The organism is Pseudomonas oryzihabitans NBRC 102199, from assembly GCF_000730625.1.
GTDB classification, from domain to species: Bacteria; Pseudomonadota; Gammaproteobacteria; order Pseudomonadales; family Pseudomonadaceae; genus Chryseomonas; species Chryseomonas oryzihabitans.
Genome location: NZ_BBIT01000009.1, coordinates 201972 through 227439 on the forward strand (window position 1 = coordinate 201972; position 25468 = coordinate 227439).

Genomic DNA, 25468 nt, shown 5'->3' on the forward strand with positions numbered 1-25468 from the left:
CTTGCAGGGATCGCGACCACGGTGGCCAGGCGATCCGGCGAAGGTGGCCCGAGACAGGGCGCAGGCGCTACCTTCGTGGGGAATGAGAGGGATTAATCCTGGAAAGGATCACCCCGCCGCTGGCCGGCGGGGCGATCCCTGGCCTCAGGCGTTGCCTTCGGCCAGGAAGAACCAGGTGTCGAGCACGGAGTCGGGGTTGAGCGAGACGCTCTCGATGCCCTGTTCCATCAGCCACTTGGCCAGATCCGGATGATCCGAAGGACCCTGGCCGCAGATGCCGATGTACTTGCCGGCCCGGTTGCAGGCGGCGATGGCATTGGCAAGCAGCTTCTTGACCGCCGGATTACGCTCGTCGAACAGGTGGGCGATGATGCCGGAGTCGCGATCCAGGCCCAGGGTGAGCTGGGTCAGGTCGTTGGAGCCGATGGAGAAGCCGTCGAAGTGCTCGAGGAATTCGTCCGCCAGCAGGGCGTTGGAGGGCAGTTCGCACATCATGATCACGCGCAGGTCGTTCTCGCCGCGCTTGAGACCGTTCTCGCCAAGCAGCTCGACCACCCGCGCCGCCTCGTCCAGGGTGCGCACGAAGGGCACCATGAGCTCGACGTTGGTCAGGCCCATCTCCTCGCGCACCTTTTTCATGGCGCGGCATTCCAGCTCGAAGCAGTCGCGGAAGTTCTCGCTGATGTAGCGGGAAGCGCCGCGGAAGCCCAGCATGGGGTTCTCTTCCTCGGGTTCGTAGAGCTTGCCGCCGATGAGGTTGGCGTATTCGTTGGACTTGAAGTCCGACAGGCGCACGATGACCTTTTTCGGCCAGAAGGCGGCGGCCAGGGTGGAGACCCCCTCCACCAGCTTCTCGACATAGAAGCCGACCGGATCCGAGTAGCCGGCGATGCGCTTGTCGACGCTCTCCTTAACCTCGAAGGGCAGGCTGTCGTAGTTGAGCAGCGCCTTGGGGTGCACGCCGATCATGCGGTTGATGATGAATTCCAGGCGCGCCAGACCCACGCCGGCGTTGGGCAGCTGGGCGAAGTCGAAGGCACGATCGGGGTTGCCGACGTTCATCATGATCTTGAACGGCAGCTCGGGCATGGCATCCACCGAGCTCTGGCGGATGTCGAAGTCCAGCTCGCCTTCGTAGATCAGGCCGGTGTCGCCCTCGGCGCAGGAGACGGTGACGGTCTGGCCATCCTTGAGCAGGCTGGTGGCGTTGCCGCAGCCGACCACCGCCGGAATGCCCAGCTCGCGGGCGATGATGGCGGCGTGGCAGGTACGACCGCCGCGGTTGGTGACGATGGCGCTGGCGCGCTTCATCACCGGCTCCCAGTCGGGATCGGTCATGTCGGAGACCAGGACGTCACCGGGCTGGACGCGATCCATCTCGCTGACGTCGCGGATGATCTTGACCTTGCCGGCGCCGATGCGCTGGCCGATGGCGCGGCCTTCCACCAGCACCTGGCCCTTGTCCTTGAGCAGGTAGCGCTCCATGACGGTGGCGCTGGCGCGGCTCTTCACGGTCTCGGGACGGGCCTGGACGATGTAGAGCTTGCCGTCGTCACCGTCCTTGGCCCACTCGATGTCCATCGGGCGACCATAGTGGCGCTCGATGATCAGCGCCTGCTTGGCCAGTTCGGTGACCTCGGCGTCGGTGATGGAGAAACGCGCGCGATCCGCCGGCTCGACATCGACGGTGCGCACGGAGCGACCGGCCTTGGCTTCTTCGCCATAGACCATCTTGATGGCCTTGCTGCCCAGATTGCGCCTGAGGATGGCCGGGCGACCGGCTTCCAGGGTGGGCTTGTGAACATAGAATTCGTCCGGGTTGACCGCGCCCTGCACCACGGTCTCGCCGAGACCGTAGGCGGCGGTGACGAAGACCGCGTCGCGGAAGCCGGATTCGGTGTCCAGGGTAAAGAGCACGCCGGCGGCGCCGGTCTCGGAACGCACCATGCGCTGCACGCCGGCGGACAGGGCGACCAGCTTGTGATCGAAGCCCTGGTGGACGCGGTAGGCGATGGCGCGGTCATTGAAGAGGGAGGCGAAGACTTCCTTGGCAGCGCGAATGACGTTGTCGACGCCGCGGATGTTGAGGAAGGTTTCCTGCTGGCCGGCAAAGGAGGCATCCGGCAGGTCTTCGGCGGTCGCCGAGGAGCGCACGGCCACGGCGAGATTGGGGTTGCCCGCCGAGATCTCGGCGAAGGCCCGGCGGATCTCGGCGTCCAGGCGCTCGGGGAAAGGCGCGTCCATGACCCACTGGCGGATCTGGGCGCCGGTCTTGGCCAGGGCGACGACGTCGTCGACATCCAGCGCGTCGAGGGCCGCGTGAATGCGATCGTTCAGGCCGCTCTGCTCGAGGAAGTCGCGATAGGCCTGGGCCGTGGTGGCGAACCCGCCGGGTACGGAGACGCCCGCGCCGGCCAGGTTGGCGATCATCTCGCCGAGGGATGCGTTCTTGCCGCCCACGCGCTCGACGTCGTGCACGCCAAGCTGTTCCAGTGAAATTACATACTCGTCCAAGGTCTTCTCTCCATCTTGTGTCTTTGTGGGAAAGCAGTACGCCTCGGCGCTCGCCCCATGGACAGTGGACGGCGGTGGGTTACAGTGCAGCGATCCCTGCCCCGTACGCCACCAGGACGTCCCTCCATGCAACGAACCGCCTTTTTCATTTCCGACGGTACCGGCATCACGGCCGAAACCCTCGGTCAGAGCCTCCTGGCCCAGTTCGGGGACATCACCTTCAGAAAGGTCACCCGCCCCTACGTGGATACGCTGGACAAGGCCAGGGCGATGGTACAGCAGATCAATGCCGCCGCCGTCCAGGACGGTGCGCGACCCATCATCTTCGATACCATCGTCAACCGTGACATCCGGGCCATTCTGGACCAGTCGAACGGGTTCATGATCGACATCTTCTCCACGTTTTTATCCCCGCTCGAAAGGGAACTTTCCGCCGAATCTTCGTATTCGGTAGGGAAGTCACATTCGATCATGCACAATAGTCACTACATGGAGCGGATCGAGGCCGTCAATTTCGCACTCGAAAACGACGACGGCGCCCGCACGACCCACTATGCGCAGGCCGATCTGATCCTGGTCGGGGTCTCGCGCTGCGGCAAGACGCCGACCTGCCTCTATATGGCGCTGCAATACGGCATCCGCGCGGCGAACTATCCGCTGACCGAAGAGGACATGGAGCGCCTGCAGCTGCCCGCCTCGCTGAAGACCTACAAGGACAAACTGTTCGGCCTGACCATCGATGCCGAGCGGCTGGCGGCGATCCGTCACGAGCGTCGGCCCAACAGTCGCTATGCGAGCTTCGCCCAGTGCGAATTCGAACTGCGCGAGGTGGAGAGTCTGTTCCGTCGCGAGAACATCTCCTTCATCAACACCACGCATTTTTCCGTGGAGGAAATCTCGGCGAAGATTCTGGTGGAGAAAGGCGTGGAAAGACGGTTTAAATAGTCGACCACCCCTCCTCTTCGGCGCCCGTGCGGCGCACCAGGCGACCGCCATGAACCTCGTCGATGCCCTGCTGTTCTTTCCGGTCGCCCTGCTCATCGCCCTGACCCCCGGCCCCAACAACTTCTGCTCGCTCGGCAACGGCATCCGCCATGGCGCGGTGACGGCGGGACTGGCGGCCCTGGGGCGCGACGTGGCCTTCGTGATCTTCCTGGTGATTTCGGCGGTGGGCCTGGGCGCCATGCTGCTGGCTTCGGAGACGGCCTTCACCATCATCAAGTGGATCGGCGCGCTCTACCTGCTCTACCTGGGCGTGAAGAGCTGGCGCAGCCGGGCCTTCGACGGCCTGGACCTGGCCGAGAGCGGCGCGGCGCAACCGCGGGCGCTGCACCGGCTGATGCTGCAGGAATTCCTCATCGGCATCAGCAATCCCAAGGCGATCCTGCTGTTCGCCGCGGTCTTTCCGCAGTTCATCGATCCCACTCAGCCGACGACCCAACAATTCGTCTACCTGGGCGGCACCCATCTGTTCGCGGAGCTGGTCGCGGCCGTGATCTATGGCCTATTCGGCCGCCAGATCCGCCGCTTCATCCGCGGACCCCGTGGGGTGCGCCGCCTCAATCAGGCCACCGGGGCCTTCTTTGCCGGCGCAGGCGGTCTGTTGCTGACCGCCCACCGCTGATTCAGGACGACACCAGACCGGACTGGGCGGCGCCCAGCTTGGCCAGGGCCGCTTCGATCGCCGCCCAGGGCTGTTCCCTGGGCGCTAGCGACGTGTCCATCCCGGCCTGGTGTGCGGTTCGCACCAGGGTGTTGAATTCGGCCGTCAGTGCCGCGGCCTGGGCCGTGTCGACAGCTCCGGAAAAGGCCGCGGGCGACAGCCAGAGGCGTTCCTGCAGGCGCTCGCCGACCTGACGGGCGAATTGCAGCCGCCGCTGCTGACCGATCGGCCCGGCTTTGGTGTCTTCCACCAGACCCAGCGACAGCGTCTTGTAGGCCGGCAGCCGATCGAGCAGCCCCTGCTGGGCCTGGACCGACCGCGGCCAGTCGACATGCAGCCCCTCTACCGGCAGACCGGCAGCCAGCCCCAGGTTGTCGAGCAACTCGCCCTGACGCACACCCAGCAGCTTCTTCAGCGGTTCGCGTTGCAGCAGGTTGTAGGCCCTCTCGAAGGCGGTGCGCCAGGCCAGCGGCAGTTCCAGCGTCAGCAAAGGCTCATCGAGCTGGACCCATTCCACGCCCTGGGCGGCCAACCGCGCGAATATCTCGCCATAGACCGGTAGCAGCGCTTCCAGCAATTCGAGGCGGTCGAAGGCCGGATCGAGCGAGCGACCGAGCCATAGATAGCTCAGGGGTCCGAGGATCACCGGCTTGGCCACCAGACCGAGCGCCTGGGCCTCGGCGACCTCGTCGAACAACTGCTCCCAGCCGATGGCAAAGGACTGGTCCGAGGTGAATACCGGGACCTGACAGGGACCGGCGAATAGATGATCGTCTGCCGCCTCAGTGCGAGCGGCGGCGCCGACCAGATACGAATGCGCCAGAACCCGATCGCCCCAGCCGAAGTCGCCTACCGCGAGCCACTCACAACCCGCGGCCTGCTGGGCGCGCCAAGCCTGCTGACGCTGCTGGCGCCCCTGGGCGATCAGGGCGGTCCGGTCGCAATCGTCGAGAGACGCCAGCGTCGCCAGGGACGCGTCACCCTGTTGCGCGCGCCGCGCGGAACCCTGGGAATGAATCTTGACCATTGCACACCTCCACCTGACAGGATGGAGATTGTCGTCGCGCATGAACCATGAAACAAACTCAGGTTTCTTGTGATGAACTCAAGTTTCTCTCATACACCGCGATCAGGGTTTGAAGCGCGCCATGCTGTAGGCGTTGACGAACACCCCATCGCGCAGGGCATAGCGACGCAGCAGCCCTTCCTCTTCGAAACCCAGCTTGCGATAGAGCGCCATGGCTGGCTCGTTGTCGCTGAAGACGGTCAACTCGACCCGATGCAGATTCATCCAGTTGTCGGCGAGGTCGAGCAGGGCCGTCAGCAGCTGGGTGCCTATGCCCTGCCCCTGGAAATCCCGGGCCACGCCCATGCCAAGGGCGCCACAGTGCTGGCGGCGAATGCGTTGCTGCTGTTCGAGACTGGCGCTGCCCACCACCCGCCCCTGCTGCAGGGCGACCAGTCCTATCCGCCCTTCGCGTTCGCCGCTCAGACGCTGCCGCCATTGTTCGGCGCTCTGATAGGGTAGCTGCAGCACCTGCCGCGCCACGGCCGGATCGCCATAGAGGGCAGCGAGGCCCTCGGCATGGCGGTCGGCATAGCGTTCCAGGTGGACGGTGGAACTGGACATGGGCGGCACTCCTTGGCGGAAGTCCGCAGCTTCGCCCAGGTCCGGGGGTCCGGACAAGGGCGAAGCGCAGGCGTCACGCGCCGGTCACAGCGTCCACTTCAGGCTGAGCATGACATTGCGGGGATCGCCGTAGGTGCCACTCCCGGTACCTGTCGGGATGCCCTGCCAGTATTTCTCATCGAAGATGTTGTTGAAGTTGACCCGGCCATCCCAATGCTCGTTGAAGCGGTAGCCGGCCATCAGCCCCACCAGGGCATAGCTATCCTGCTTGGCTTCGCCGGTACCGACGCGCTGGAAGGTCTCGCTTTGGGCCTGCAGATCGCCACCGATACGCCAGTTGCTCAGGCTACCCGTGAGTTGATAACTGGTGGCGGCCTTGAACAGGTGCTTGGGCTGCTCGGGCGCGAAGCGGCGATCCTCGTAGGTGACATCCTTGGTGTATTGGCTAAGCACCAGGGTATAGGCCGCAGACGCCTGCCAGTTTGGCGTCAGTTGGCCGGAGATTTCCGCGTCGATACCGCGACTGCGGACCTCGCCCGCCGCGCTGTAGCAGCTCTGGGCGGGATAGCCAGGGCAGAAGGTGGCCTGGTTGGCTGGCAGGTAGGCACGATTCTCCTGAATGGTGTCGAACAGCGCCACGGACGCGTTAAGCGCGCCATCGAAATAGGCGCCCTTGAGACCGATCTCGTAGCTTTTGCCAGTCATGGGCTCCAGGACCGAACCTCCGGAGTTCTGCTCGCTTTGCGGCTTGAAGATCTCGGTATAGCTGGCATAGACCGAATAGGTGTCGTTCAGGTCGTAGATGATGCCGGCATAGGGCGTGACTTCGCGGGTGGCCTTGTAGTCGTTGTCGCTGTAAAGGTTGTCGAAGTCATACCAGCTGACTCGTCCCCCGACGATGACGTGCAGCGGATCTATGGGGTTGAAGCGCGCCGCCGCGTAGATCGCCTCTTCGGTCGTGGTGTTCTTGCTGGCATAGGGCGTCAGCGTGTCCTTGGCCGGTTTGGGGATGCTGCTGGGACGGAAGTTGTAGATGTCCACCGGAGTGGCACCGGAATAGCCGCCACGCTGATAGAACTTATCCTGCCGCCGACTGATCCCGGCCATCAGTTCGTGCTCGCGACCCATCAACTGGAAGGGACCACTGACCGAGGCATCGATGTTGAGCTGATCGGAATCGGTGCGATAGGCGCCGGAAGCGGTACCAAAGTCACTGACCGAACTGTAGCTGAAGTCCGCGGCCGTCGACGTCAGGTAGTTGGAGTAGGTATCGGAATTGGCCCAGACCTGCTGCGCCGCCAGCTTGGCCTTCCAGCCGTTGTCGAAGGTGTGGGTGATGTCGGAGAACAGGGTGTAGTTGTCCTGATCCCAGTAGGCCCAGTCGCCGCTCAGGAAGGTGGAACGCGACAGGTGCAGGTTTTCGCCGTTGGGACCGCTGGGCAGGCTGCCCCAATCGGAGGTCTTGTCTTCACGCTGCTTGGACGCGCCGATGGTCCAGGTGGTGGCGTCGCTGAGATCCGCTTCGAGGACGCCATAGAAGGTCTGGCGCTTGCGCTCGCGCACGTCCTGGAAGCTGTTGCCGTCTTCGTAGGCGGCCACGGCGCGACCGCGCAGGGTGCCGGCTTCGTTGAGCTTGTTGGAGGCGTCGACCTCGGTACGGTAGCGGTCCCAGCTGCCGGCGCTGGTGGTGACGCTGACCTGAGGGAAGGCGGTCGGGCGCTTGCGAACCAGATTGAGGGTGGCCGAAGGATCGCCGGCGCCGGTCATCAGGCCGGTGGCGCCACGCACCACTTCCACCCGGTCGTAGATGGACAGGTCGGCCGAGGACAGACTGTCGAGGGTGAAGGTCCCGGCCGTGGTGGGTAGGCCGTCGTACATGACGTTGTCGATGCGGAAGCCGCGGGAGAGGAATTCCTGACGATCACCCCCGAATTTGCGTAGCGTCACGCCCGGGGCGTAGCGGACCACATCGTTGAGATCTGTCATGCCCTGGTCTTCCATGCGCTGCCGGGTGATGACGCTCACCGACTGGGGCGTTTCGCGGATGGACAGCGGCAAGCCGGTGGAGGTGCTCATGGCGCCGGTGGTGTAGGAGCGGGTCCCTTCGGTGGTCGTCCGGCCCGTCAGGGAGCCATCGTCCGCGCTGATGGTGGTGGCATCCAGGGCCACGCTGCCGGCCGCCGCCTGGGTAGCCACCGGGGCAACGGTCGCGACCGAGCCGCTGACCGAGGCCGCCAGGCCGCTGCCCGCCAGCAGACGTTGCAGGGCGACATCCGGCTCCATCCGCCCCGCCAGTGCCGGCGCCCGCTTGCCCACCAGGGCGGCGGGATCGTAGTTCACCTGCAGGCCGCTGGCGCGCGCGAAGCTCTGCAAGGCATCGGCCAGCGGCTGCGCCGGTTGCGACAGCGCCACGGGAGCGGCCTGGGCGAGGGTCGCCACGCCCAGGGAAACGGAAAGCGCGATGAGGCGAAGGGAGAAGAGCTGCATGTCGTTGGTCGTCCTCTAGGGAAACACCGACCCGTCCGTACCCCACGTAAGGACTCGCTGGAGATTTTCCAGGGACCGGTATCCGATGCCGTCTTGCGCGGCGGAACGCAGGCTATGCAACCTGGATGCATCTGTAAATGCAAATTAATATCATAAGCGACCGCAAGTCGATGACTGTACTGCCCGAAGCTGTCAAGGACGGGGATTTCCAGACATCAGCCTTCCATCGCTCTGATTCGGCAATTTTCGAGGGAATGTTTCAAGAAATGAGCGGCTGCCCTCCCCGCCTTGTGCAGCGGTAGGCAAACCAGCCGGATGACGAGCTGGATGCCGGCGAGAGGGAGAAGGCACCAGGAATCGAGGAGCGAGGCGGCAGGAAGGGGGACGGATTCAAACCAGACGCCGGGTCCCTCCCACCCCTTCATCGTGAAAGCGCTGGGCGATGGCGCAGATCTGCGGTTCGATGGCCAGGAAGGCATCGAGCACCAGGGGATCGAAGGTGCTGCCGCGCATCTCGCGCATCATCTGCAGCGAGTCTTCGTGGCTGAACGGCTCCTTGTAGCAGCGCCGGCTGATCAGGGCGTCGTAGATATCGGCCACCGCCATGATCCGCCCCGCCAGCGGGATATCGGTACCGGACAGTCCGTTGGGATAGCCGCTGCCATCCCACTTCTCGTGGTGGGTGCTGGCGATCTCGGCGGCCAGGGCGAGGAAGTTGTCATCCTCCAGGTGGCTGGCGGTGCTGAGGATGATCTGCCGACCGAATTCGGCATGCCGCTGCATCACCTGCATCTCCTCCGGCGTCAGCCGCCCGGGCTTGAGCAGGATGGCATCCGGCACCCCGACCTTGCCGATGTCGTGCAGGGGCGCGGACAGGAACAGCAGCTTGATGTAGTCCGGCGTGAGCAATTCCGGCGCCTGGCCGGCACGGCGCAGCTCCTCGGCGATGGCGCGAACATAGTGCTGGGTGCGCTTGATATGGGCGCCGGTCTCGGGATCCCGGGTTTCGGCCACCGCCGCCATGGACTCGATGGTGACCTGGCGCGAGCGTTCCAGTTGCCGGCGCCAGCGCTCTTCGTGCTGGCGCGCCAGCACGATCCGCGTGACCAGCGCCAGGGCCGTGAGCAGCCCTACCAGCACCAGGGGTGCGGCCAGCGGCAGGAAGATGTCATGGCGAACGAACAGCCAGGCGCCCAGCAGCTGCGGCAGGACGATCGACGCCGCCGCCAGGAGGACGAAGCGCCGCTGGCTGCGGTTGAAGAAGAAGCCGGCTGACAGCAGCAGGCCGCCCAGCAGGCACAACGCCATTTGCAGCACACCGGAGAATTGCGGGACCCGTACCAGGGCATCGTCCAGCAGGTCCTGGGTCAGGGCCGCCTGCAGCCTGACGCCGGAAAAGGTCTGTCCCAGCGCCGTGGCGTGCAGGTCGTTGAAGCCTGCGGCCGAGACGCCGACGAAGACCACCTTGCCCTTGAGCGTGGCCGGTGCCACCGCGCCGCTGAGCACCGCCAGGGCCGAGACCTCCGGATAGTGTTCGGCGGCGCTGTGCAGCCGCAGCAGCGCCTGGCCTTCGCGATCAAGCGGCAGGCGGTGCTCGCCAAGCCGCAGTATCGGACCCGCCAGGCTGGTCTCCACCACGCCCTCGTTCAGCCCCAGGGCGCGCAGGGTGGCGGCCAGTGCCAGACTCGGATGGATGATGCCCTGATAGCTGAGCAGCAGCGGCACGCGCCGCAGGATGCCGTCGCTGTCGCGCTGGCTGTTGATGAAGCCGCTGAAGCGCGTCTGGCTGGCGATGGGGGCCACACTGTCCAGCGCGCCGCTGGCCTTGGGCAGCCTGAGGGCGTCAAGGGCGCCGCTGAAGCCCACCCCTGGCCGCAGCGCGGCAGCGACGGGTTGCTGCAGATCGAGGAAAAAGAAATGGGCGCCGACGGCGCCCGTCTGCCCCATGACGTAACCGAGATAGCCGTCGTTGTCCTGCAACTCCGGCGGCACACCGGAAAAGCTCAGGTGCATGCCGAAGTCGTCCTGGAAACTCCGTTGCAGGGCCTTGAGCGAGGTACGGTCCGGCTCACTGAACAGGACGTCCACGGCGATCGCCGCCGGCTCGGCCTCGGCGATCCGGGAAAGCAGCTGGGCAACCCGATAGCGCGGCCAGGGCCACTGCCCCAGCGCCGCCAGGCTGGCCTCGTCGATGCTGACCACCTGGACGTCGCGGGCGTCCTCGTTGCTGGCCGCCAGCCGGCTGAGCTGGTCGTAGGCCAGGCGATCGAGGTACTGCAGTGGCGTCCATTGCAACAGCGCGGCGAGGCCGAAGGCCAGCGACAGGCCAAGGCTGACCAGGAACATCCAGGGCGCGCGCCGGCGCAGCAGGGTCGCAACGGAGTTCATGCCCGCGACCCTAGAGAATCAGGACTTCGACACGCCGATTGCGCGGCTCGGATTTACCGGGACGGGTCGGTACCAGGGGCACGGTATCGCCGAAGAATTCGATGTTGATGCGCAACTTGGGATCGAGTCGCTGCAGCAGACCAGCCACCTTGCGGGCACGCTGCCCCGAGAGGTCGAGGTTGTAGGAAGGCGCACCCGAGCCGTCCGCATGGCCGAATACCGAAATCTCGGTGGGGATGCGCTGCCGTGCCGTTTCTAGCACCTCGGGCAGCAGCGCCTTGGACTGCGGCGTGAGCTCCATGCTGTCGGAGAGGAAATTGAGGATGAAGGTCTTGGGCGGCGACGGCTGCGCCGCCAGCACCTGTCGATGCTGCTGCTCGAAGAGGGGTTGGGCCACCGCCTGGGCCGCGGTCGGTGCCTGCCCCGGGCCGGCCACCGTGACCTCGGCGAACCCCTGGTCGATGGCCTGGCGGCCCGCCGGGCTGGTCACCGAGACGGCGCCGACATGCCCATCGGCGTCGGGCATCAGGATCACCCGCGTCTGCGGTGGTGGAGGGCTGGCACAGCCGCCCAGCAGCAGCGTGGACAGCAGCACGCTCAGCAGCAGACGACCAGGGGACGCGACAGCGATCAGGGCAGTCATTGGGCCTGGACCAGGAAGCGGGTGCCGCGCACGCCTATGGTGGCGGTCGGCGTCTCGATCTTGACCGTGTCGGGTGCGACCTTGCCGATCTTGCCGGACGAATAGATGGCGGAGCCCTTGGTCAGGTACAGCGAGAAACCGTATCGACTGCTCTTGGGTTCGAAGAGATAGTCACGCAATTGCACGTCAGCGCCGTTGCCCAGGGTGAGCAGGGTACCGTCGAGAAAGACGATGGCCGCGGTGGCGTCCGGGCCGGCCTGCAGGCGATCGGCCACCTGCAGGGTGGTACCGGCCTGGGCGTCCAGGCTGGCGGTCTGGCGCAGCACCTTGACGCTGCCCGAGACGCTCTTGATCAGGGCCACGTGCTCCTCTTCCGCGGCCGTGACCTGCGGAGATCCCAGCAGCTGCAGCCCGAGCAGCGCCAATGCGAACAGTGTTGTCTTCATGCTTTCCTGGTCCCTGGATGGAAAGGCGTGGCCGTCGCTGGGGCGACGGATTGCCGGCAGGACCTCGGATGGCATCTTGAAGGGGCCTGCTGCGCAGCGGTCAGGGCTCCAGACTCGTGAACCCAATCACCTTCTACCAGATAAACAAGCCAAGCGGCACGCAAAGTAGTACGAATGGCACCTGGCCACTACCCATGCCATCACGACCCGGCGAGACGAACGGCACGGGCAGTGGTCTAGTGAGCATCTTTCCCAGGTAACCTTTTCATGCAGATCATTCTGGTGCGTCACGGCAAACCCGACCTTTCCAGCAAGGCTCGCTGCACCCCGCGGGAGATGAAGGACTGGGTCGCGCGCTACCAGAAAGCTCCGGTGCCCGCAGGCCTGGAGCCCGCGGAGACGCGGCGACTGGCCCAGGAAGCGGGCTATGTGGTGAGCAGCCCCCTGGGCCGCTGCGTGCGCTCGCTCGAGTACCTGCTGGGACGCTCCGGCAGCCCGGTCGATGACCGCTATGCCGAAGCCCATCTGCCCTATCTGGAACTGGATGCGCCGCGGCTGCCGGTCAAGGCCTGGCGCCTGTTGTTCAGATCCGCCTGGTTCCTGGGTTTCGCCGCCCACACCGAATCCATCGGCAGCTCCTCGGTGCGTGCCGGCCAGGCGGCCGATCGCCTCATCGAACTGGCCGAACGCCATGGTTCGGTGCTGCTGCTGGGGCACGGCATCATGAACGTGCTGATCGCCTGGCAGTTGCGCAAGCGTGGCTGGCGCGGGCCGCTGCATCTGCTGCTCAAGGACTACTGGAAGCCGAGTATCTATCGCAAGGAAAGGCGCTGAGTTCGATCAACGGCTCGCCTTGGCGCGGGCCTCTTCCAGCTCACGGCGGGCCTCGGCCAGCTTTCTGCTCCGCACCCGGATCTTATCGGCGTCGCCCTTGGCCTGGGCGTCGCGCAGATCCCGTTCGCGTTCGGCCACCTCGCGACTGCGGGCCTGGATGACCTCCAGCCGCTGCTGACGCAGGCCGGCATCGGTGCAGTGCGCCTGCACCGCGTCGAATGCTCGCCGCAATCCCGCCAGCCGTCCGGCATCGCCTTGCGCCTGAGCCTGGGCGATCTGCCGTTCCAGCGTCAGGCGTTTCGCCGCGCAACCCCCGTCGGCTGCAACTGCCACGCCGGGCAGCAGCAGGCTAGCCGCCACCAGCACTGCCTTGGCTCGGTTTGTCATAGGTCTTCCTCCGGGTGTTGAAATCCGCGAGCGCCTGACTCTTCCCGTTCAACCGTCCAGCGACGGTCCGACCAGGGCGGCGAGCTGGTCGTAGACCCCGGGCGCCGCCACCAGCAGCGGATTGCCATTGACCAGGCCGTCGTTGCGCAGGAAGGCGTTGTGACGACCGCCCGCCTCCCGGATCAGGACCAGGCCCGCCAGGCAGTCCCAGCCATGGATCAGGGTCTCGTAGTAGCCGATCAGCCGGCCGGCGGCGACGTAGGCGGTCATCAGCGCGCCCGAGCCATTGCGGAAAAATTGCCCGCCTTCGGCCAGCAGGCCGGTCACGAACGGCAGAAAGTGTTCCTTGCCGCGTCTGTGGGTGGTGCCCAGTCCGGTCAGGCCCTGGCGGATCTCGGTGGCCGCATGGACGCGCAGCGGCTGGTCGTTGACGAAGGCGCCGTGCCCGCGCAGGCCATGGAAGAGTTCGTCGTGATTCGGATCCATGATGGCGCCGAGCAAGGGCTCGCCCTCGTGCATCAGGCCGATGGACACGCACCAGTTGTGCAGGCCATTGAGAAAGGGCGCGGTGCCGTCGATGGGATCTATGACCCAGAGGTAGGGCGCGGAGAGGTCGGTGGCACCGCCCTCCTCGCCCAGCAGGCCATCTTCCGGAAAGCGTTCGCTCAGGCGTTGGCGGATGAGGTCCTCCAGCGTCTTGTCGGCGATGCTCACCACGTCCTGCAGGTCGCTGCCCTTGTGGTCCACCTGCAGCGCCGCGCGCCGACGATAGAAGTCGAGGCCGAGCTGCGCCGCCTCCCGGGCGATGTCCTGGACAGCGCGGTAGCGTTCAGCGATGGCGGGGGCGATGGCGGTCATGGACACTCCTGGAACGGGGAAAAGGCGCCAGGGTGCCAGTTCCGCCTGCGGAAAAGAATAGTCGCGCGCCTGGCGCATACCAGGGTTGCGGCGGACAGCTGTCAGGCTGCGGGCGCACCCTGGCCACTTTTTGCCGATGTCGGCAAAGGTCCGACTAGAGGCCCCTGGTAATGGCCGTGTCATCTGGGGAGCGCAGGCTGTCGGGTATTGGCAGTCAGGACGGCGAAATGCAGCGGCGGACCGCACCAAATCCGCGCGCGACCGTCAGAACTAGTGAGAGCTCGTTGTACCGGGAGGACGCCATGACCGCACAAACTTCGCTATTCCACGGCAATGGTCAGCTGCAGCAGTTGCGGCGACTGATTCCCAGACAGCATTTCGAATGTCTGGAACGCCACCTCGAGTTGCTGTCACGCGAATTTCCGCTGTTCGATCATCCGCCGTTGAGCATCGACTGCGCCGTCGCCGAAACCCTGGAAAACCTCGGAATCCGCGCCTTCCAGTGGCAGGGCAGTTGCAACCTGCCGCAGCGAATGGCCCTGGGCAGTGCGCTGATGGGCGAGGGATTCATGGCCCAGTCCAGCACCCCCGAATACACCCTCTATCTTAATGCACGGGGTGAAAAGGTGCTGTTGCGGCAAGAGCCCGCCGCCGGCCAGACCCTGGTCAGCCTGGTGTCGGATTGCCCGCCGCTGTTCGCCTATCTGGCGGCCAAGCACCGCGACGCGGTACCCGTCGCCTAAGTGACGCGCCATCGCCTTGTCAGTCGTGTGATCCGCTCGAAAACAGAATGACGAACAGGATCACAACTGCGCTTTAATGTCGGACTAACCGGGAACCAATTAGGCAGTGGAATGGTAAATTCGCGCTTCGGATCTACCAGGAGACCCAAGGAATGGGAATTCGTATTCTGGCCAGTGTCGTCGTGACCTTTGCCGCCCTCAATGGCGAAGCAGCCTCCCTCCCCGCGATACCCCCGCTCAAGCTGGCGGACCTCACCCTTCAGGTCCCCCTCTTGAGTACCGATGCCATCCCTACCAAAGTTGACGCCCAGCTGCGTGACAGTCGGCAGCCAGTCAATAGCGCCCGCTGGCTGAACGACCATCAGACCTTTGCTCAAGAGCAACGCTGGGTATTCTAGTCCGTTGGATTGATGTCGACGGATGGCTTCCCTTTCTTATGCTTTTTGATACCGCGCGGGGAATGAATCGCGTTTTTGCAGGTCCGTCTGGTTCTACGGGCAGCTCAACTCCTCTGCCCTTTCAACCTGCACGCGGAGCCGTCATGAAACGCCTGTCCTTTCTCCTGTTCGCCGCCCTATCGGCCTGCAGCTCGGCTCCCACCCCGCCCCCGGCCGATCCGTCGCAATTCGGCGGCCGTACCCAGGAACAGCTCCGGCAGAGTTTCGGCGCACCCCAGCGGGTCGCGCAGCTCGATCGCCTGATGGTCTACGAATACCGCAACCTGCGCGCGCCGGGCAGCGCGACGCCGGTCTATTCCTTTCTCATCGAAAACGAGCGGGTGATCGAATCCACCCCCGGAACCTTGCAGCTTTATCGCGAAGACGGTATCACCAAGGTCAAGGCGGAAAGCCTCTAGGCAGAGCCGCTGGCCATGGCGGCGGTCCCGCGCAGCCCTGCAGGGATGTGCAAAAAAATACCGATTTTGGTGTCTTCCAGCATTTGTTTCCCGGGCGGCAACGGGCTGTAATCGGTCCGTGGCTTCCGCTGCAAAGGCCGTCACAGCCGGCCGCGTGGTGGGTTACAACAACAAGAAAAGCGTCTGCTGCAGTTGCACAGGACGCGGAGTGCAAGATGAAAACAACACCAAAAGCGCTTTTATTGTCCGCTGTTACCCTCTCTGCAGGCCTGACCTTCTCGCTGGCCCTCCAGGCCGCCGAAACGGTCACCATCGCCACCGTCAACAACAGCGACATGATCCGCATGCAGCGGCTGTCCAAAACCTTCGAAGACCAGCATCCCGACATCAAGCTCAACTGGGTGGTGCTCGAAGAAAACGTGCTGCGTCAGCGGCTGACGACCGACATCGCCACCCAGGGTGGCCAGTTCGACGTCCTCACCATCGGCATGTACGAGACCGGCCTCTGGGGCGCCCAGAACTGGCTGGAGCCCATGAAGGACCTGCCCGCCAACTACGACCTGGACGACCTCTTCCCGTCGGTTCGCGAAGGCCTGTCGGTCAAGGGCACCCTCTATGCGCTGCCCTTCTATGCCGAAAGCTCCATCACCTACTACCGCAAGGATCTGTTCCAGCAGGCCGGCCTGACCATGCCCGCCCAGCCCACCTGGACCCAGATCGCCGAATTCGCCGGCAAGCTGCACCAGCCGGACAAGGACCAGTACGGTCTGTGCCTGAGAGGCAAGGCCGGCTGGGGCGAGAACATGGCCCTGGTCACCACCATGGCCAACGCCTTCGGCGCGCGCTGGTTCGACGAGAAGTGGCAACCGGAATTCACCGGTCCGGAATGGACCGCGGCGGCCAACTACTACGTCACCAACATGAAGAAGTACGGCCCGCCCGGCGCCTCCAGCAACGGCTTCAACGAAAACCTGGCGCTGTTCAACAGCGGCAAGTGCGCCATCTGGGTCGATGCCAGCGTCGCCGGCTCCTTCACCATGGACAAGAGCCAGAGCAAGGTCGCCGACAGCGTCGGCTTCGCCGGCTCGCCGCGCGAGGTCACCGACAAGGGCTCGTCCTGGCTGTATGCCTGGTCGCTGGGTATCCCCACCTCCTCCAAGCACAAGGACGCCGCCAAGACCTTCGTGACCTGGGCCACCTCCAAGGACTACGCCAAGCTGGTCGCGGACACCGACGGTATCGCCAACGTGCCGCCGGGCACCCGCAAGTCCACCTACAGCCAGGCCTACATGGACGCGGCGCCCTTCGCCAAGGTCTCGCTGGACATGCTGCAGCACGCCGACCCGGCCCATCCCTCGGCCAAGCCGGTGCCCTACGTGGGTATCCAGTACGTGACCATTCCCGAGTTCCAGGCCATCGGCACCTCGGTGGGCAAGCTGTTCGCCGCGGCCCTCACCGGGCAGATGTCGGTCGAGCAGGCCCTGCAGGCGGCGCAGCAGTCCACCGCCCGGGAAATGAAGCGCGCCGGCTATCCCAAGTAGCGCTGGAGCCCGGGGTCCGCACCACGCGGCCCCCGGCCTAGCGGCTTTCCCTGCCTGATCCGTCGCTGGCGTCGCGAGACGCCAGTGCCTCGTCACGGCCCACTGCCTTGCGGAGCATCGCCATGCAGACCTCCACCCTCAAGACGCCCGTCGTCGAATCCCCTGCCGCTCCCGCCCGTCGTCAACGCCGTCGAGCCGGTCCCGGCTGGTTCCTGATCAGTCCTTCGGTGGCCCTGCTGCTGGTGTGGATGCTGGTGCCCCTGGGCATGACCATCTGGTTCTCGCTGATCCGCTACAACCTGCTCTACCCCGGCGAGCACGCCTTCGTCGGCCTGGAAAACTTCGAATACTTCGTCACCGATGCCGGCTTCTGGCCCGGCATGACCAACACCCTGCTGCTGGTGGGCAGCGTGCTGCTGATCAGCGTGGTCTTCGGCGTGCTTATCTCGGCGCTGCTGGAGGCCAGCGAATTCTTCGGTCGCGGCATCGTCCGCGTCCTGCTGATCTCGCCCTTCTTCATCATGCCCACGGTCAGCGCCCTGATCTGGAAGAACCTGATCTTCCATCCGGTCTCCGGCATCCTCGCCGCGATCTGGAAACTGTTCGGCGCCACCCCGGTGGACTGGCTGGCCACCCACCCGCTGCTATCGATCATCCTGATCGTGTCCTGGCAGTGGCTGCCCTTCGCCATCCTCATCCTGATGACCGCCATGCAGTCGCTGGATCAGGAGCAGAAGGAAGCGGCCCGCCTGGACGGCGCCGGTCCGGTCGCCATCTTCTGGCACCTGACCCTGCCGCACCTGGCACGGCCCATCGCCGTGGTGGTGATGATCGAGACGATCTTCCTGCTGTCGGTGTTCGCCGAGATCTACACCACCACCAGTGGCGGTCCGGGCTTCGCCTCCACCAACCTCGCCTACCTGATCTACAACCAGGCCCTGCTGCAGTTCGACGTCGGCCTGGCCTCCGCCGGCGGCCTGATCGCCGTGCTCATCGCCAACATCGCCGCCATCATCCTGGTGCGGATGCTTGGCAAGAACCTGACCCAACAGTGAGGACCCTGACATGCTGACGCTCAAGCAATCCCGGCGCCTGCAGAGCCTGCTGCTGGGCCTGCTCGCCTGGCTGGTGGCCCTGGTGCTGTTCTTCCCGATCTTCTGGATGGTGCTGACCAGCTTCAAGACCGAGATCGACGCCTTCGCCACGCCGCCGCAATTCTTCTTCATGCCCACGCTGGAGAACTACCTGACCATCCAGGCGCGCAGCGACTACTTCCACTTCGCGCTGAATTCGGTGGTGATCTCCTTTGGCGCCACCCTGCTCAGTCTGTTGCTGGCGCTGCCGGCGGCCTACTCGATGGCCTTCCACGAGACCCGCAACACCCAGCGTCTGCTGCTGTGGATGCTGTCCACCAAGATGCTGCCGGCGGTCGGGGTGCTGGTGCCCATCTACCTGCTGGCCAAGCAGTTCGAACTGCTCGACAGCCGACTGCTGCTGATCGCCGTCTACACCCTGATCAACCTGCCGATCGTGGTCTGGATGGTCTACACCTACTTCAAGGACATCCCCAAGGACATCCTCGAGGCGGCGCGCCTGGATGGCGCCACCACCTACCAGGAAATCGTCCGGGTGCTCTTGCCGATCAGCAAGGGCGGCATCGCCTCGACCATGCTGCTGTCGCTGATCCTCTGCTGGAACGAGGCCTTCTGGTCGCTGAACCTGACCTCGTCCAACGCCGCCCCGCTGACCGCGCTGATCGCCTCCTACTCCAGTCCCCAGGGACTGTTCTGGGCCAAGCTGTCGGCCGTCTCGACGCTGGCCTGCGCACCCATCCTGATCTTTGGCTGGATCAGCCAGAAACAACTCGTCCGCGGCCTGTCGTTCGGCGCGGTGAAATAAGAACAAGAGGACTCCTGTCATGGCCAATCTGAAAATCCGCAGCCTGCGCAAGGGCTTCGACTCGCTGGAAATCATCAAGGGCGTCGACCTCGACATCAACGACCGCGAATTCGTGGTCTTCGTCGGCCCGTCCGGGTGCGGCAAATCCACCCTGCTACGGCTCATCGCCGGCCTGGAAGAGGTCACCAGCGGCACCCTGGAACTGGACGGTCGCGACATCACCGAGGTGTCGCCGGCCAAGCGCGACCTGGCCATGGTGTTCCAGACCTATGCCCTCTATCCGCACATGAGCGTGCGCAAGAATCTCTCCTTCGCCCTGGACCTGGCCAAGATCGACAAGCAGGAAGTGGAGCGCAAGGTCACCGATGCCGCCCGCATCCTCGAGCTGACGCCGCTGCTGGAGCGCAAGCCGCGCCAGCTCTCCGGTGGTCAGCGCCAGCGGGTGGCCATCGGCCGCGCCATCGTCCGCCAGCCGAAGATCTTCCTGTTCGACGAACCCCTGTCCAACCTGGACGCCGCCCTGCGCGTGCAGATGCGCCTGGAACTGGCGCGCCTGCACCAGGAGTTGCAGGCCACCATGATCTACGTGACCCACGACCAAGTGGAAGCCATGACCCTGGCGACCAAGGTGGTGGTGCTCAATGGCGGTCGCGTCGAGCAGGTCGGCTCGCCCCTGGAGCTCTATCACCATCCGGCCAACCTCTTCGTCGCCGGCTTCCTGGGTACGCCGAAGATGGCCTTCCTCAAGGGCAAGGTGGCGGCCACCGACGCCCAGGGCGTCGAGGTGGAGCTGGCGGCCGGTCCGCGCCTGCACCTGCCGCGCCGCGGCGACGACCTGGCGGTCGGCAGCCCGGTGACCCTGGGCATTCGTCCGGAACACCTGCGCCTGGCCGCCGACGGCCAGTTGCCGGTGATCAGCGATGTGGCCGAGCGCCTGGGCAGTGACACCTATTGCCACATGGTCACCGAGGCCGAGGAGCCGCTGACCGTGCGCGTGCCGGGTGATTGTGCCGTTGCCTACGGCGAACGCCAGCGCCTGGCCCTGGACGTCGACTTCTGCCACCTGTTCGACGAGCAGGGCCGCGCCGTGGCGCCGCTGCTGCGCAAAGCCGCCTGACCCTCCCCCTTCCAGCCCCGGCGCCCTGCGCGCGCCCGGGGCACCGCCTTGCAGGATCGCCATCGTGAAACTCAATCGCCAGCACCTCGAACAACTACCCGACTACATCGCCAAGCCCGGCTACGCCGCCTGCCAGCTGCGCCAGGGCATCGTCCACATCGGCGTCGGCGGCTTCCACCGCGCGCACCAGGCCATCTACACCGAGGCCCTGCTGAACCAGGGGCGCGACCTGGACTGGAGCATCTGCGGCGTCGGCCTGCGCGCCGAAGACCGCGCCATGCGTGATGCCCTGGCCGGCCAGGACTATCTCTATACCCAGGTGGTGCTGGCCGACGAGCCGGACACCGAGGTGCGCGTCGTCGGCGCCATCAGCGGCATGCTGCTGGCCGAGGACGGCACCCAGACGCTGATCGACAAGCTGGCCCATCCCAGCACCCGCATCGTCTCCCTCACCATCACCGAGGGCGGCTACTGCATGGACGACAGCACCGGCGAATTCAACTTCAAGCTGCCGCTGATCCAGCACGACCTGCAGCATCCGGGCGATCCGCGCAGCGTCTTCGGCTTCCTGCTAGCGGCCCTGGCCAAGCGCCGCGCCGAGGGCACCGGGCCCTTCACCGTGATGTCCTGCGACAACCTCCCGCACAACGGGCAGGTCACCCGCAAGGCCCTGCTGGCCTACGCCGCCCTGGTGGACGAAGAGCTGCACGGCTGGATCGCCGAGCACGTCAGCTTTCCCAACGCCATGGTCGATCGCATCACCCCCATGACCAGCACCGCCCATCGCGAGGCGCTGCTGGCCGAACACGGCGTCGAGGACGCCTGGCCGGTGGTCTGCGAGCCCTTCCTGCAGTGGGTGCTGGAAGACAAGTTCGTCGCCGGCCGTCCGGCCTGGGAAGACGTCGGCGTCCAGTTCACCGATGACGTCACCCCCTACGAGGAAATGAAGATCAAGCTGCTCAACGGCAGCCACCTGGCGCTGACCTACCTGGGCTTCCTCAAGGGCTACCGCTTCGTCCACGAGACCATGGCCGACCCGCTGTTCGTGCGCTACATCCGCACCTACATGGACAAGGACGTGACGCCGCAGCTGGCCCCGGTGCCCGGCATCGATCTCGACCAGTACAAGGACACCCTGATCGAGCGCTTCTCCAATCGCGCCATCGCCGACCAGCTGGAGCGGGTCTGCTCGGACGGTTCGTCGAAGTTTCCCAAATTCACCGTGCCGACCATCAACCGGCTGATCGAGGACGGCAAGGACCTGGATCGCGCCGCCCTGGTGGTGGCCGCCTGGGCGGTCTATCTGCGGGGCGTGGACGAGATCGGGGCGACCTATCGCATTCCCGATCCGCGCGCCAACTACTGCGAAGAGCTGGTGCAGGATCAGAAGAATCTCACCGAGCGCCTGCTGGGCGCCGAGGAAATCTTCGGTAAGCACATCCCGAAATCCGCGGCCTTCGTTGCCGCCTTCGAGCGGCAGCTGTACAACTTGCGTACCCATGGGGTCAGCGCCACCTTGCAGACCCTGCTCGGCGACTAGCCTTGGCAAAAAGCTGCCTGGGCAGCGTCGATGATCAATACGAGCCCAAACAACAACAAGGAGCGGCCAAGCATGAAGTTTCTCGGGATAGACTGCGGCACCCAGGGCACCAAGGCGGTGATCCTGGATGTCGAGCGCGGGGTGGTACTGGGTGAAGGCAGTGCGCCTCACCCCCTGACCGAGGGCGCCAATGGCCGCCGCGAGCAGAATCCGGCAGACTGGATCCGGGCCCTGGTGGCGGCCACCCGCGCCGCCCTGGCGCAGGCCGGCAGCGATGGCCAGGACATCCTCGGCGTCGGCGTCTCCGGCCAGCAACATGGTCTGGTATTGCTCGACGACAGCGGCAAGGTCCTGCGGCCGGCCAAGCTCTGGTGCGACACCGAATCCACCCCGGAAAACCAGCGCCTGCTGGAACACCTGGGTGGCGTGGAAGGCTCCATCGAGCGCCTGGGCCTGGCCATCGCGCCGGGCTACACCGTCTCCAAGCTGCTCTGGACCAAGGAACAGCACCCGGAGGTGTTCGACCAGATCGCCCAGGTGCTGCTGCCCCACGATTACCTGAACTTCTGGCTGACCGGACGCGCCGTGGCCGAATACGGCGACGCCTCGGGCACCGGCTATTTCAATGTGCGGACGCGCCAGTACGATCTGGAGTTGCTGCGCCACATCGACCCCAGTGGGCGCCTGGAGCGCGCCCTGCCGGTGCTGATCGAAGCCGACCAGCCGGTCGGACGGCTGCGGCCGGAGGTCGCCAGCCAACTGGGCATCAATCCCCAGGCGCTGGTCTCCAGCGGCGGCGGCGACAACATGATGGGCGCCCTGGGCACCGGCAACAGCCGCGCCGGCCAGATCACCCTGAGCCTGGGCACCTCGGGCACCCTCTATGGGTATTCCGACGAACCTCGCATCAGCGACCATCCCGCCGTGGCGGGCTTCTGCTCGTCCAACGGCGGCTGGCTGCCGCTGATCTGTACCATGAACCTGACCAATGCCAGCGGCCAGATCCGCGAGTTGCTCGGCCTGGACCTGGCGGAATTCACCCGTCTGGTGGCGGAGTCGCCCATCGGCGCGGAAGGGGTACTGATGCTGCCCTTCCTCAATGGCGAACGGGTACCGGCGCTGCCGACCGCCACCGCCAGCCTGCATGGCCTTACCGCCACCAACCTGACCCGCGCCAATCTGTGCCGGGCGGTGGTCGAGGGGGTGAGCTTCGCCCTGAGATATGGCTTCGATCTGCTGCGCGACCTGGGCATGCCCGGCGACACCCTCAGACTCATCGGCGGCGGCGCCAGGAGCCCGGTGTGGCGGCAGCTGATCGCCGATCTGATGAACACCCCGGTGGTCTGCCCGGTGCACGGCGAAGCCGCGGCCCTGGGGGGCGCCTTGCAGGCCGCCTGGTGCTGGAGTCGCGAGCAGGGCCGCCCGGAGTCGCTCGACAGCCTCACCGAGCGCTGCGTGCACCTGGACCCGGCCAGCCGCGCCGAACCGGACCCGGCGCGGGTCGCCGAGTACGAGGCGGCCTACCAGCGCTATCGGCAGCAACTGCGCGAGAGCTACGGGATCGCCTAGCGGATAGAGGGGGTGGAAAACGCCAGGCGGTTTTCCAACCTGCTGAAATTTGGCAACCAACCCGTCGTAGGGTGGACGCCGGCGCAGCCTTGTCCACCACTAGCCTGATGGCGCGTGGAAAACGCTACGCGGCTTTCCACCCTACCCGATAGGCAGGCGCTCAGCCCTTGCCGATAGGCACGAAGGGCGCGTCCAGCAAGCGGGCGAGGTCCGCCGGTGCCAGGGCGACTTCCAGCCCCCGGCGCCCGGCACTGACATGGATGCTCGGCAACGCCGCCGCGGAGTCGTCGATGAAGGTGCGCAGCCGCTTCTTCTGCCCCAGGGGGCTGATGCCGCCCACCAGGTAGCCGGTGCTGCGCTGGGCCTGGTCGGGTTTGGCCATCTCCAGTTTCTTCACCCCGGCCGCCTGGGCCAGGGCCTTGAGATCCAGGGTGCCGGCGACGGGCACGATGGCCACCAGCAATTCCTGTTTCTCGCTTGCCGCCAGCAGGGTCTTGAACACCGTCTCCGCTGCCAGACCGAGTTTCTCGGCGGCTTCCAGGCCGTAGGAGGCGGCCTTGGGGTCATGGTGGTAGCTCAGCACCTCGTGGGGCACCTGGCTCTTCTTGAGCAGTTCTATCGCCGGGGTCATGCCAGCACTCCTTGGGGATCGGCCACCTCCGCCCGCCCGCGGCCCTGCGCCTTGGCGCGGTAGAGAGCGAAGTCGGCCGCCTGCAACCAGTGGGCGACGTCATCGTAGGCGCGGTCGAAGCCAGCGATGCCGCAGCTCAGGCCGACGCGCACGTTCTGACGGTCGCCGGGGCCGCCTGCCTGCATTTCATGCAGACGCTCCTGCAGCCGCCGGATCAGATCCAGGGCCCGCTCGGGCGAGGTGTCGGGCAAGAGGATACCGAATTCGTCACCGCCAAAACGACCGGCGAGATCGCTGGTGCGGATGGTGCGCGCCAGCAGACCGGAAAACTGGCGCAGCATCTCGTCGCCGGCCTGATGCCCGAAGCGGTCGTTGATGAGCTTGAAGTTGTCCAGGTCGATCATCACCAGGCTGGCCGCGGCGCCGCTGCGTTTGCAGCGGGCGAATTCCCGGTGCAGCAGCTGATCCCAGTGGGTTCTGTTGTGCAGCCCGGTCATGCCGTCCTGCTTGCTGATCAGCTCCAGCTCCTGCTGGCGCCGCGACAACTGCTGCGCCAGGCGAAAGCTCACCAGGCCCAGGGCCCAGGGATAGGCGATGATCATCGGCAGGCAGGCATAGATCTGTGCGGTGGAGGTCTCGATGGCGACCGGATGGCGCAGCACCACGAGGCCGACCAGGATGCCCGCCAATTGCGCGACCAGCCCTCGGCGCCAGAACGCCAGGCCACCGGCGCCGAGCATGTTGAGACCGGTCATGGCGAGCAGCGTCGCGCTGGGCAGGAGGTTGAAGCCCATGCTCGCCGCCCAGAAGCCGGCCGAGCCGCAGTCCAGTAGCAGATTGCCCAGTTCGGTGCGATAGGGATCGCGCGCACGGACGGCGCGCCAATAGGCCAGCGGCGACCAGAGCAGCGCATTGGCCAGCAGCAGGATCCACAGTCCGATGGACACCGGCTGGGTGAGCTGCACCGAGACGATGCAACTCAGGCTGAGCAACAGACCAATCGCACGGGGTAGCCAGAGCCGCCGGGCAAAATTGCGGCCACGGGTGAGCACATCTGGCATTGACGATCCCCACTGCGACGGACGATGAAAGGTCGCGCATTATCAGTGGACAAGGGCAAAACGCCAGCGACCGCGACCTGAACGTCGTGTTCCGAACCTTACGACGCCCCTAGACACTGCCAGAAGGAAACATCGGGTGACACGCACACCGGACGAACAGCCTTGAACCTCGGCCTGACCGGCCTCATCCAATGGTCAGGCCCGTCAAAAAGAGGAAGCCGCATGCAAGTCCAAGTCAACAGTGACCACAACATCGAAGGCAGCGCCGGTTTGCAGAATTGGGTGGCGTCCGTGGTGGAAGACCGCCTGGATCGCTTCGACGAACTCCTGACCCGCGTCGAGGTGCACCTCAACGACGAGAACGCCGGCAAATCGGGCGCCCAGGACAAGCGGTGCCAGATGGAGGCCCGCATCAAGGGCCATCAGCCGCTTTCGGTGACGCACAAGGCCGAATCCCTGGAACAGGCGGTGGATGGCGCAGCCGACAAGCTGCACCGGGCCATCAGCAACCTCTCCGGCAAGCTGGAAAAGAAGCGGCTGTCGGGCGGTGAACTCAATGACCCCCTGGCCCTGGAAGATTCCGAAGAATTCCAGGACTCGCTGCGGCAGGACGAATTTCTCGAACGGGAGCAACTGGCTCACGATCACCAGTTGAAGTGAT

24 protein-coding genes are annotated in these 25468 nt (G+C 65.4%); 13 read left to right on the forward strand and 11 right to left on the reverse strand.

What is annotated here, in order from left to right:
- Positions 1 to 144 precede the first annotated feature (144 nt).
- Entirely contained in the window at positions 145 to 2514 is a 2370-nt protein-coding gene (ppsA, locus tag POR01S_RS11325; protein WP_007159263.1) for a phosphoenolpyruvate synthase, read from the reverse strand.
- A 126-nt stretch (positions 2515 to 2640) separates the two neighbouring features.
- Between ppsA and ppsR the strand changes: the two genes are divergently transcribed.
- Both ppsR and POR01S_RS11335 read left to right on the forward strand, forming a co-directional pair.
- Entirely contained in the window at positions 2641 to 3459 is an 819-nt protein-coding gene (gene ppsR, locus POR01S_RS11330) for a posphoenolpyruvate synthetase regulatory kinase/phosphorylase PpsR (RefSeq protein WP_007159264.1), read from the forward strand.
- A gap of 49 nt (positions 3460 to 3508) precedes the next feature.
- Positions 3509 to 4138: a LysE family translocator gene (locus tag POR01S_RS11335; RefSeq protein WP_042135882.1), complete on the forward strand. Its 630-nt coding sequence runs from the start codon at positions 3509 to 3511 to the stop codon at positions 4136 to 4138.
- Between the two features lies 1 nt (position 4139).
- Here the strand turns inward: POR01S_RS11335 and POR01S_RS24290 are convergent, their stop codons facing one another.
- From POR01S_RS24290 to POR01S_RS11365, 6 genes are all read right to left on the reverse strand, one after another.
- Positions 4140 to 5204, reverse strand: a complete 1065-nt coding sequence (locus tag POR01S_RS24290; RefSeq protein ID WP_052382654.1) for a 5-methyltetrahydropteroyltriglutamate--homocysteine methyltransferase — start codon at positions 5202 to 5204, stop codon at positions 4140 to 4142.
- A gap of 102 nt (positions 5205 to 5306) precedes the next feature.
- Entirely contained in the window at positions 5307 to 5807 is a 501-nt protein-coding gene (locus tag POR01S_RS11345) for a GNAT family N-acetyltransferase (protein ID WP_042135885.1), read from the reverse strand.
- A gap of 84 nt (positions 5808 to 5891) precedes the next feature.
- Positions 5892 to 8294 (reverse strand): TonB-dependent siderophore receptor, encoded by a 2403-nt coding sequence (locus tag POR01S_RS11350; protein ID WP_042135887.1) that lies wholly within the window; start codon positions 8292 to 8294, stop codon positions 5892 to 5894.
- Between the two features lie 390 nt (positions 8295 to 8684).
- Positions 8685 to 10682 (reverse strand): CHASE2 domain-containing protein, encoded by a 1998-nt coding sequence (locus POR01S_RS11355; protein WP_052382655.1) that lies wholly within the window; start codon positions 10680 to 10682, stop codon positions 8685 to 8687.
- A gap of 10 nt (positions 10683 to 10692) precedes the next feature.
- Complete coding sequence (locus tag POR01S_RS11360) at positions 10693 to 11325, reverse strand: OmpA family protein (RefSeq protein ID WP_042135888.1); 633 nt, start codon at positions 11323 to 11325, stop codon at positions 10693 to 10695.
- Positions 11322 to 11771, reverse strand: a complete 450-nt coding sequence (locus POR01S_RS11365; protein WP_007159271.1) for a FecR family protein — start codon at positions 11769 to 11771, stop codon at positions 11322 to 11324. Before POR01S_RS11365 ends, POR01S_RS11360 begins: the two co-directional genes overlap by 4 nt.
- 267 nt (positions 11772 to 12038) lie before the next feature.
- Between POR01S_RS11365 and POR01S_RS11370 the strand changes: the two genes are divergently transcribed.
- A complete protein-coding gene (locus POR01S_RS11370; RefSeq protein WP_042135890.1) occupies positions 12039 to 12605 on the forward strand; it encodes a histidine phosphatase family protein in 567 nt (188 codons plus the stop codon).
- Between the two features lie 6 nt (positions 12606 to 12611).
- Here POR01S_RS11370 and POR01S_RS11375 read toward each other — a convergent pair whose 3' ends face one another.
- Positions 12612 to 12992: a DUF1090 domain-containing protein gene (locus tag POR01S_RS11375; RefSeq protein WP_027602670.1), complete on the reverse strand. Its 381-nt coding sequence runs from the start codon at positions 12990 to 12992 to the stop codon at positions 12612 to 12614.
- A gap of 48 nt (positions 12993 to 13040) precedes the next feature.
- A complete protein-coding gene (locus POR01S_RS11380) occupies positions 13041 to 13850 on the reverse strand; it encodes an inositol monophosphatase family protein (protein WP_027596967.1) in 810 nt (269 codons plus the stop codon).
- A gap of 302 nt (positions 13851 to 14152) precedes the next feature.
- Between POR01S_RS11380 and POR01S_RS11385 the strand changes: the two genes are divergently transcribed.
- The 9 genes from POR01S_RS11385 (at position 14153) to xylB (ending at position 23115) form a co-directional block, all read left to right on the forward strand.
- Positions 14153 to 14593: a hypothetical protein gene (locus POR01S_RS11385; protein ID WP_042135893.1), complete on the forward strand. Its 441-nt coding sequence runs from the start codon at positions 14153 to 14155 to the stop codon at positions 14591 to 14593.
- A 152-nt stretch (positions 14594 to 14745) separates the two neighbouring features.
- Positions 14746 to 14991, forward strand: a complete 246-nt coding sequence (locus POR01S_RS11390) for a hypothetical protein (RefSeq protein ID WP_027596969.1) — start codon at positions 14746 to 14748, stop codon at positions 14989 to 14991.
- A gap of 143 nt (positions 14992 to 15134) precedes the next feature.
- Positions 15135 to 15449: a hypothetical protein gene (locus tag POR01S_RS11395; protein ID WP_027602668.1), complete on the forward strand. Its 315-nt coding sequence runs from the start codon at positions 15135 to 15137 to the stop codon at positions 15447 to 15449.
- A gap of 215 nt (positions 15450 to 15664) precedes the next feature.
- Positions 15665 to 16990 (forward strand): ABC transporter substrate-binding protein, encoded by a 1326-nt coding sequence (locus POR01S_RS11400; protein WP_027602667.1) that lies wholly within the window; start codon positions 15665 to 15667, stop codon positions 16988 to 16990.
- Between the two features lie 122 nt (positions 16991 to 17112).
- Positions 17113 to 18045, forward strand: coding sequence for a carbohydrate ABC transporter permease (locus tag POR01S_RS11405; protein ID WP_007159280.1), 933 nt, complete (start codon positions 17113 to 17115; stop codon positions 18043 to 18045).
- A 10-nt stretch (positions 18046 to 18055) separates the two neighbouring features.
- Positions 18056 to 18889, forward strand: a complete 834-nt coding sequence (locus POR01S_RS11410; RefSeq protein WP_007159281.1) for a carbohydrate ABC transporter permease — start codon at positions 18056 to 18058, stop codon at positions 18887 to 18889.
- A gap of 19 nt (positions 18890 to 18908) precedes the next feature.
- Positions 18909 to 20006 (forward strand): ABC transporter ATP-binding protein, encoded by a 1098-nt coding sequence (locus POR01S_RS11415; RefSeq protein ID WP_007159282.1) that lies wholly within the window; start codon positions 18909 to 18911, stop codon positions 20004 to 20006.
- Positions 20007 to 20070: 64 nt separating this feature from the next.
- Positions 20071 to 21546, forward strand: a complete 1476-nt coding sequence (locus tag POR01S_RS11420) for a mannitol dehydrogenase family protein (protein ID WP_042135895.1) — start codon at positions 20071 to 20073, stop codon at positions 21544 to 21546.
- A 72-nt stretch (positions 21547 to 21618) separates the two neighbouring features.
- Positions 21619 to 23115 (forward strand): xylulokinase, encoded by a 1497-nt coding sequence (gene xylB, locus POR01S_RS11425; protein WP_042135897.1) that lies wholly within the window; start codon positions 21619 to 21621, stop codon positions 23113 to 23115.
- Positions 23116 to 23275: 160 nt separating this feature from the next.
- Here xylB and ybaK read toward each other — a convergent pair whose 3' ends face one another.
- Positions 23276 to 23746, reverse strand: coding sequence for a Cys-tRNA(Pro) deacylase (gene ybaK / locus POR01S_RS11430; RefSeq protein ID WP_027596974.1), 471 nt, complete (start codon positions 23744 to 23746; stop codon positions 23276 to 23278).
- Entirely contained in the window at positions 23743 to 24807 is a 1065-nt protein-coding gene (locus tag POR01S_RS11435; RefSeq protein WP_042135899.1) for a diguanylate cyclase, read from the reverse strand. Before POR01S_RS11435 ends, ybaK begins: the two co-directional genes overlap by 4 nt.
- Positions 24808 to 25029: 222 nt before the next feature.
- Here POR01S_RS11435 and POR01S_RS11440 point away from each other — a divergent pair, with 222 nt between their 5' ends.
- Positions 25030 to 25467, forward strand: a complete 438-nt coding sequence (locus POR01S_RS11440; RefSeq protein WP_007159287.1) for an HPF/RaiA family ribosome-associated protein — start codon at positions 25030 to 25032, stop codon at positions 25465 to 25467.
- Position 25468: the final 1 nt, after the last annotated feature.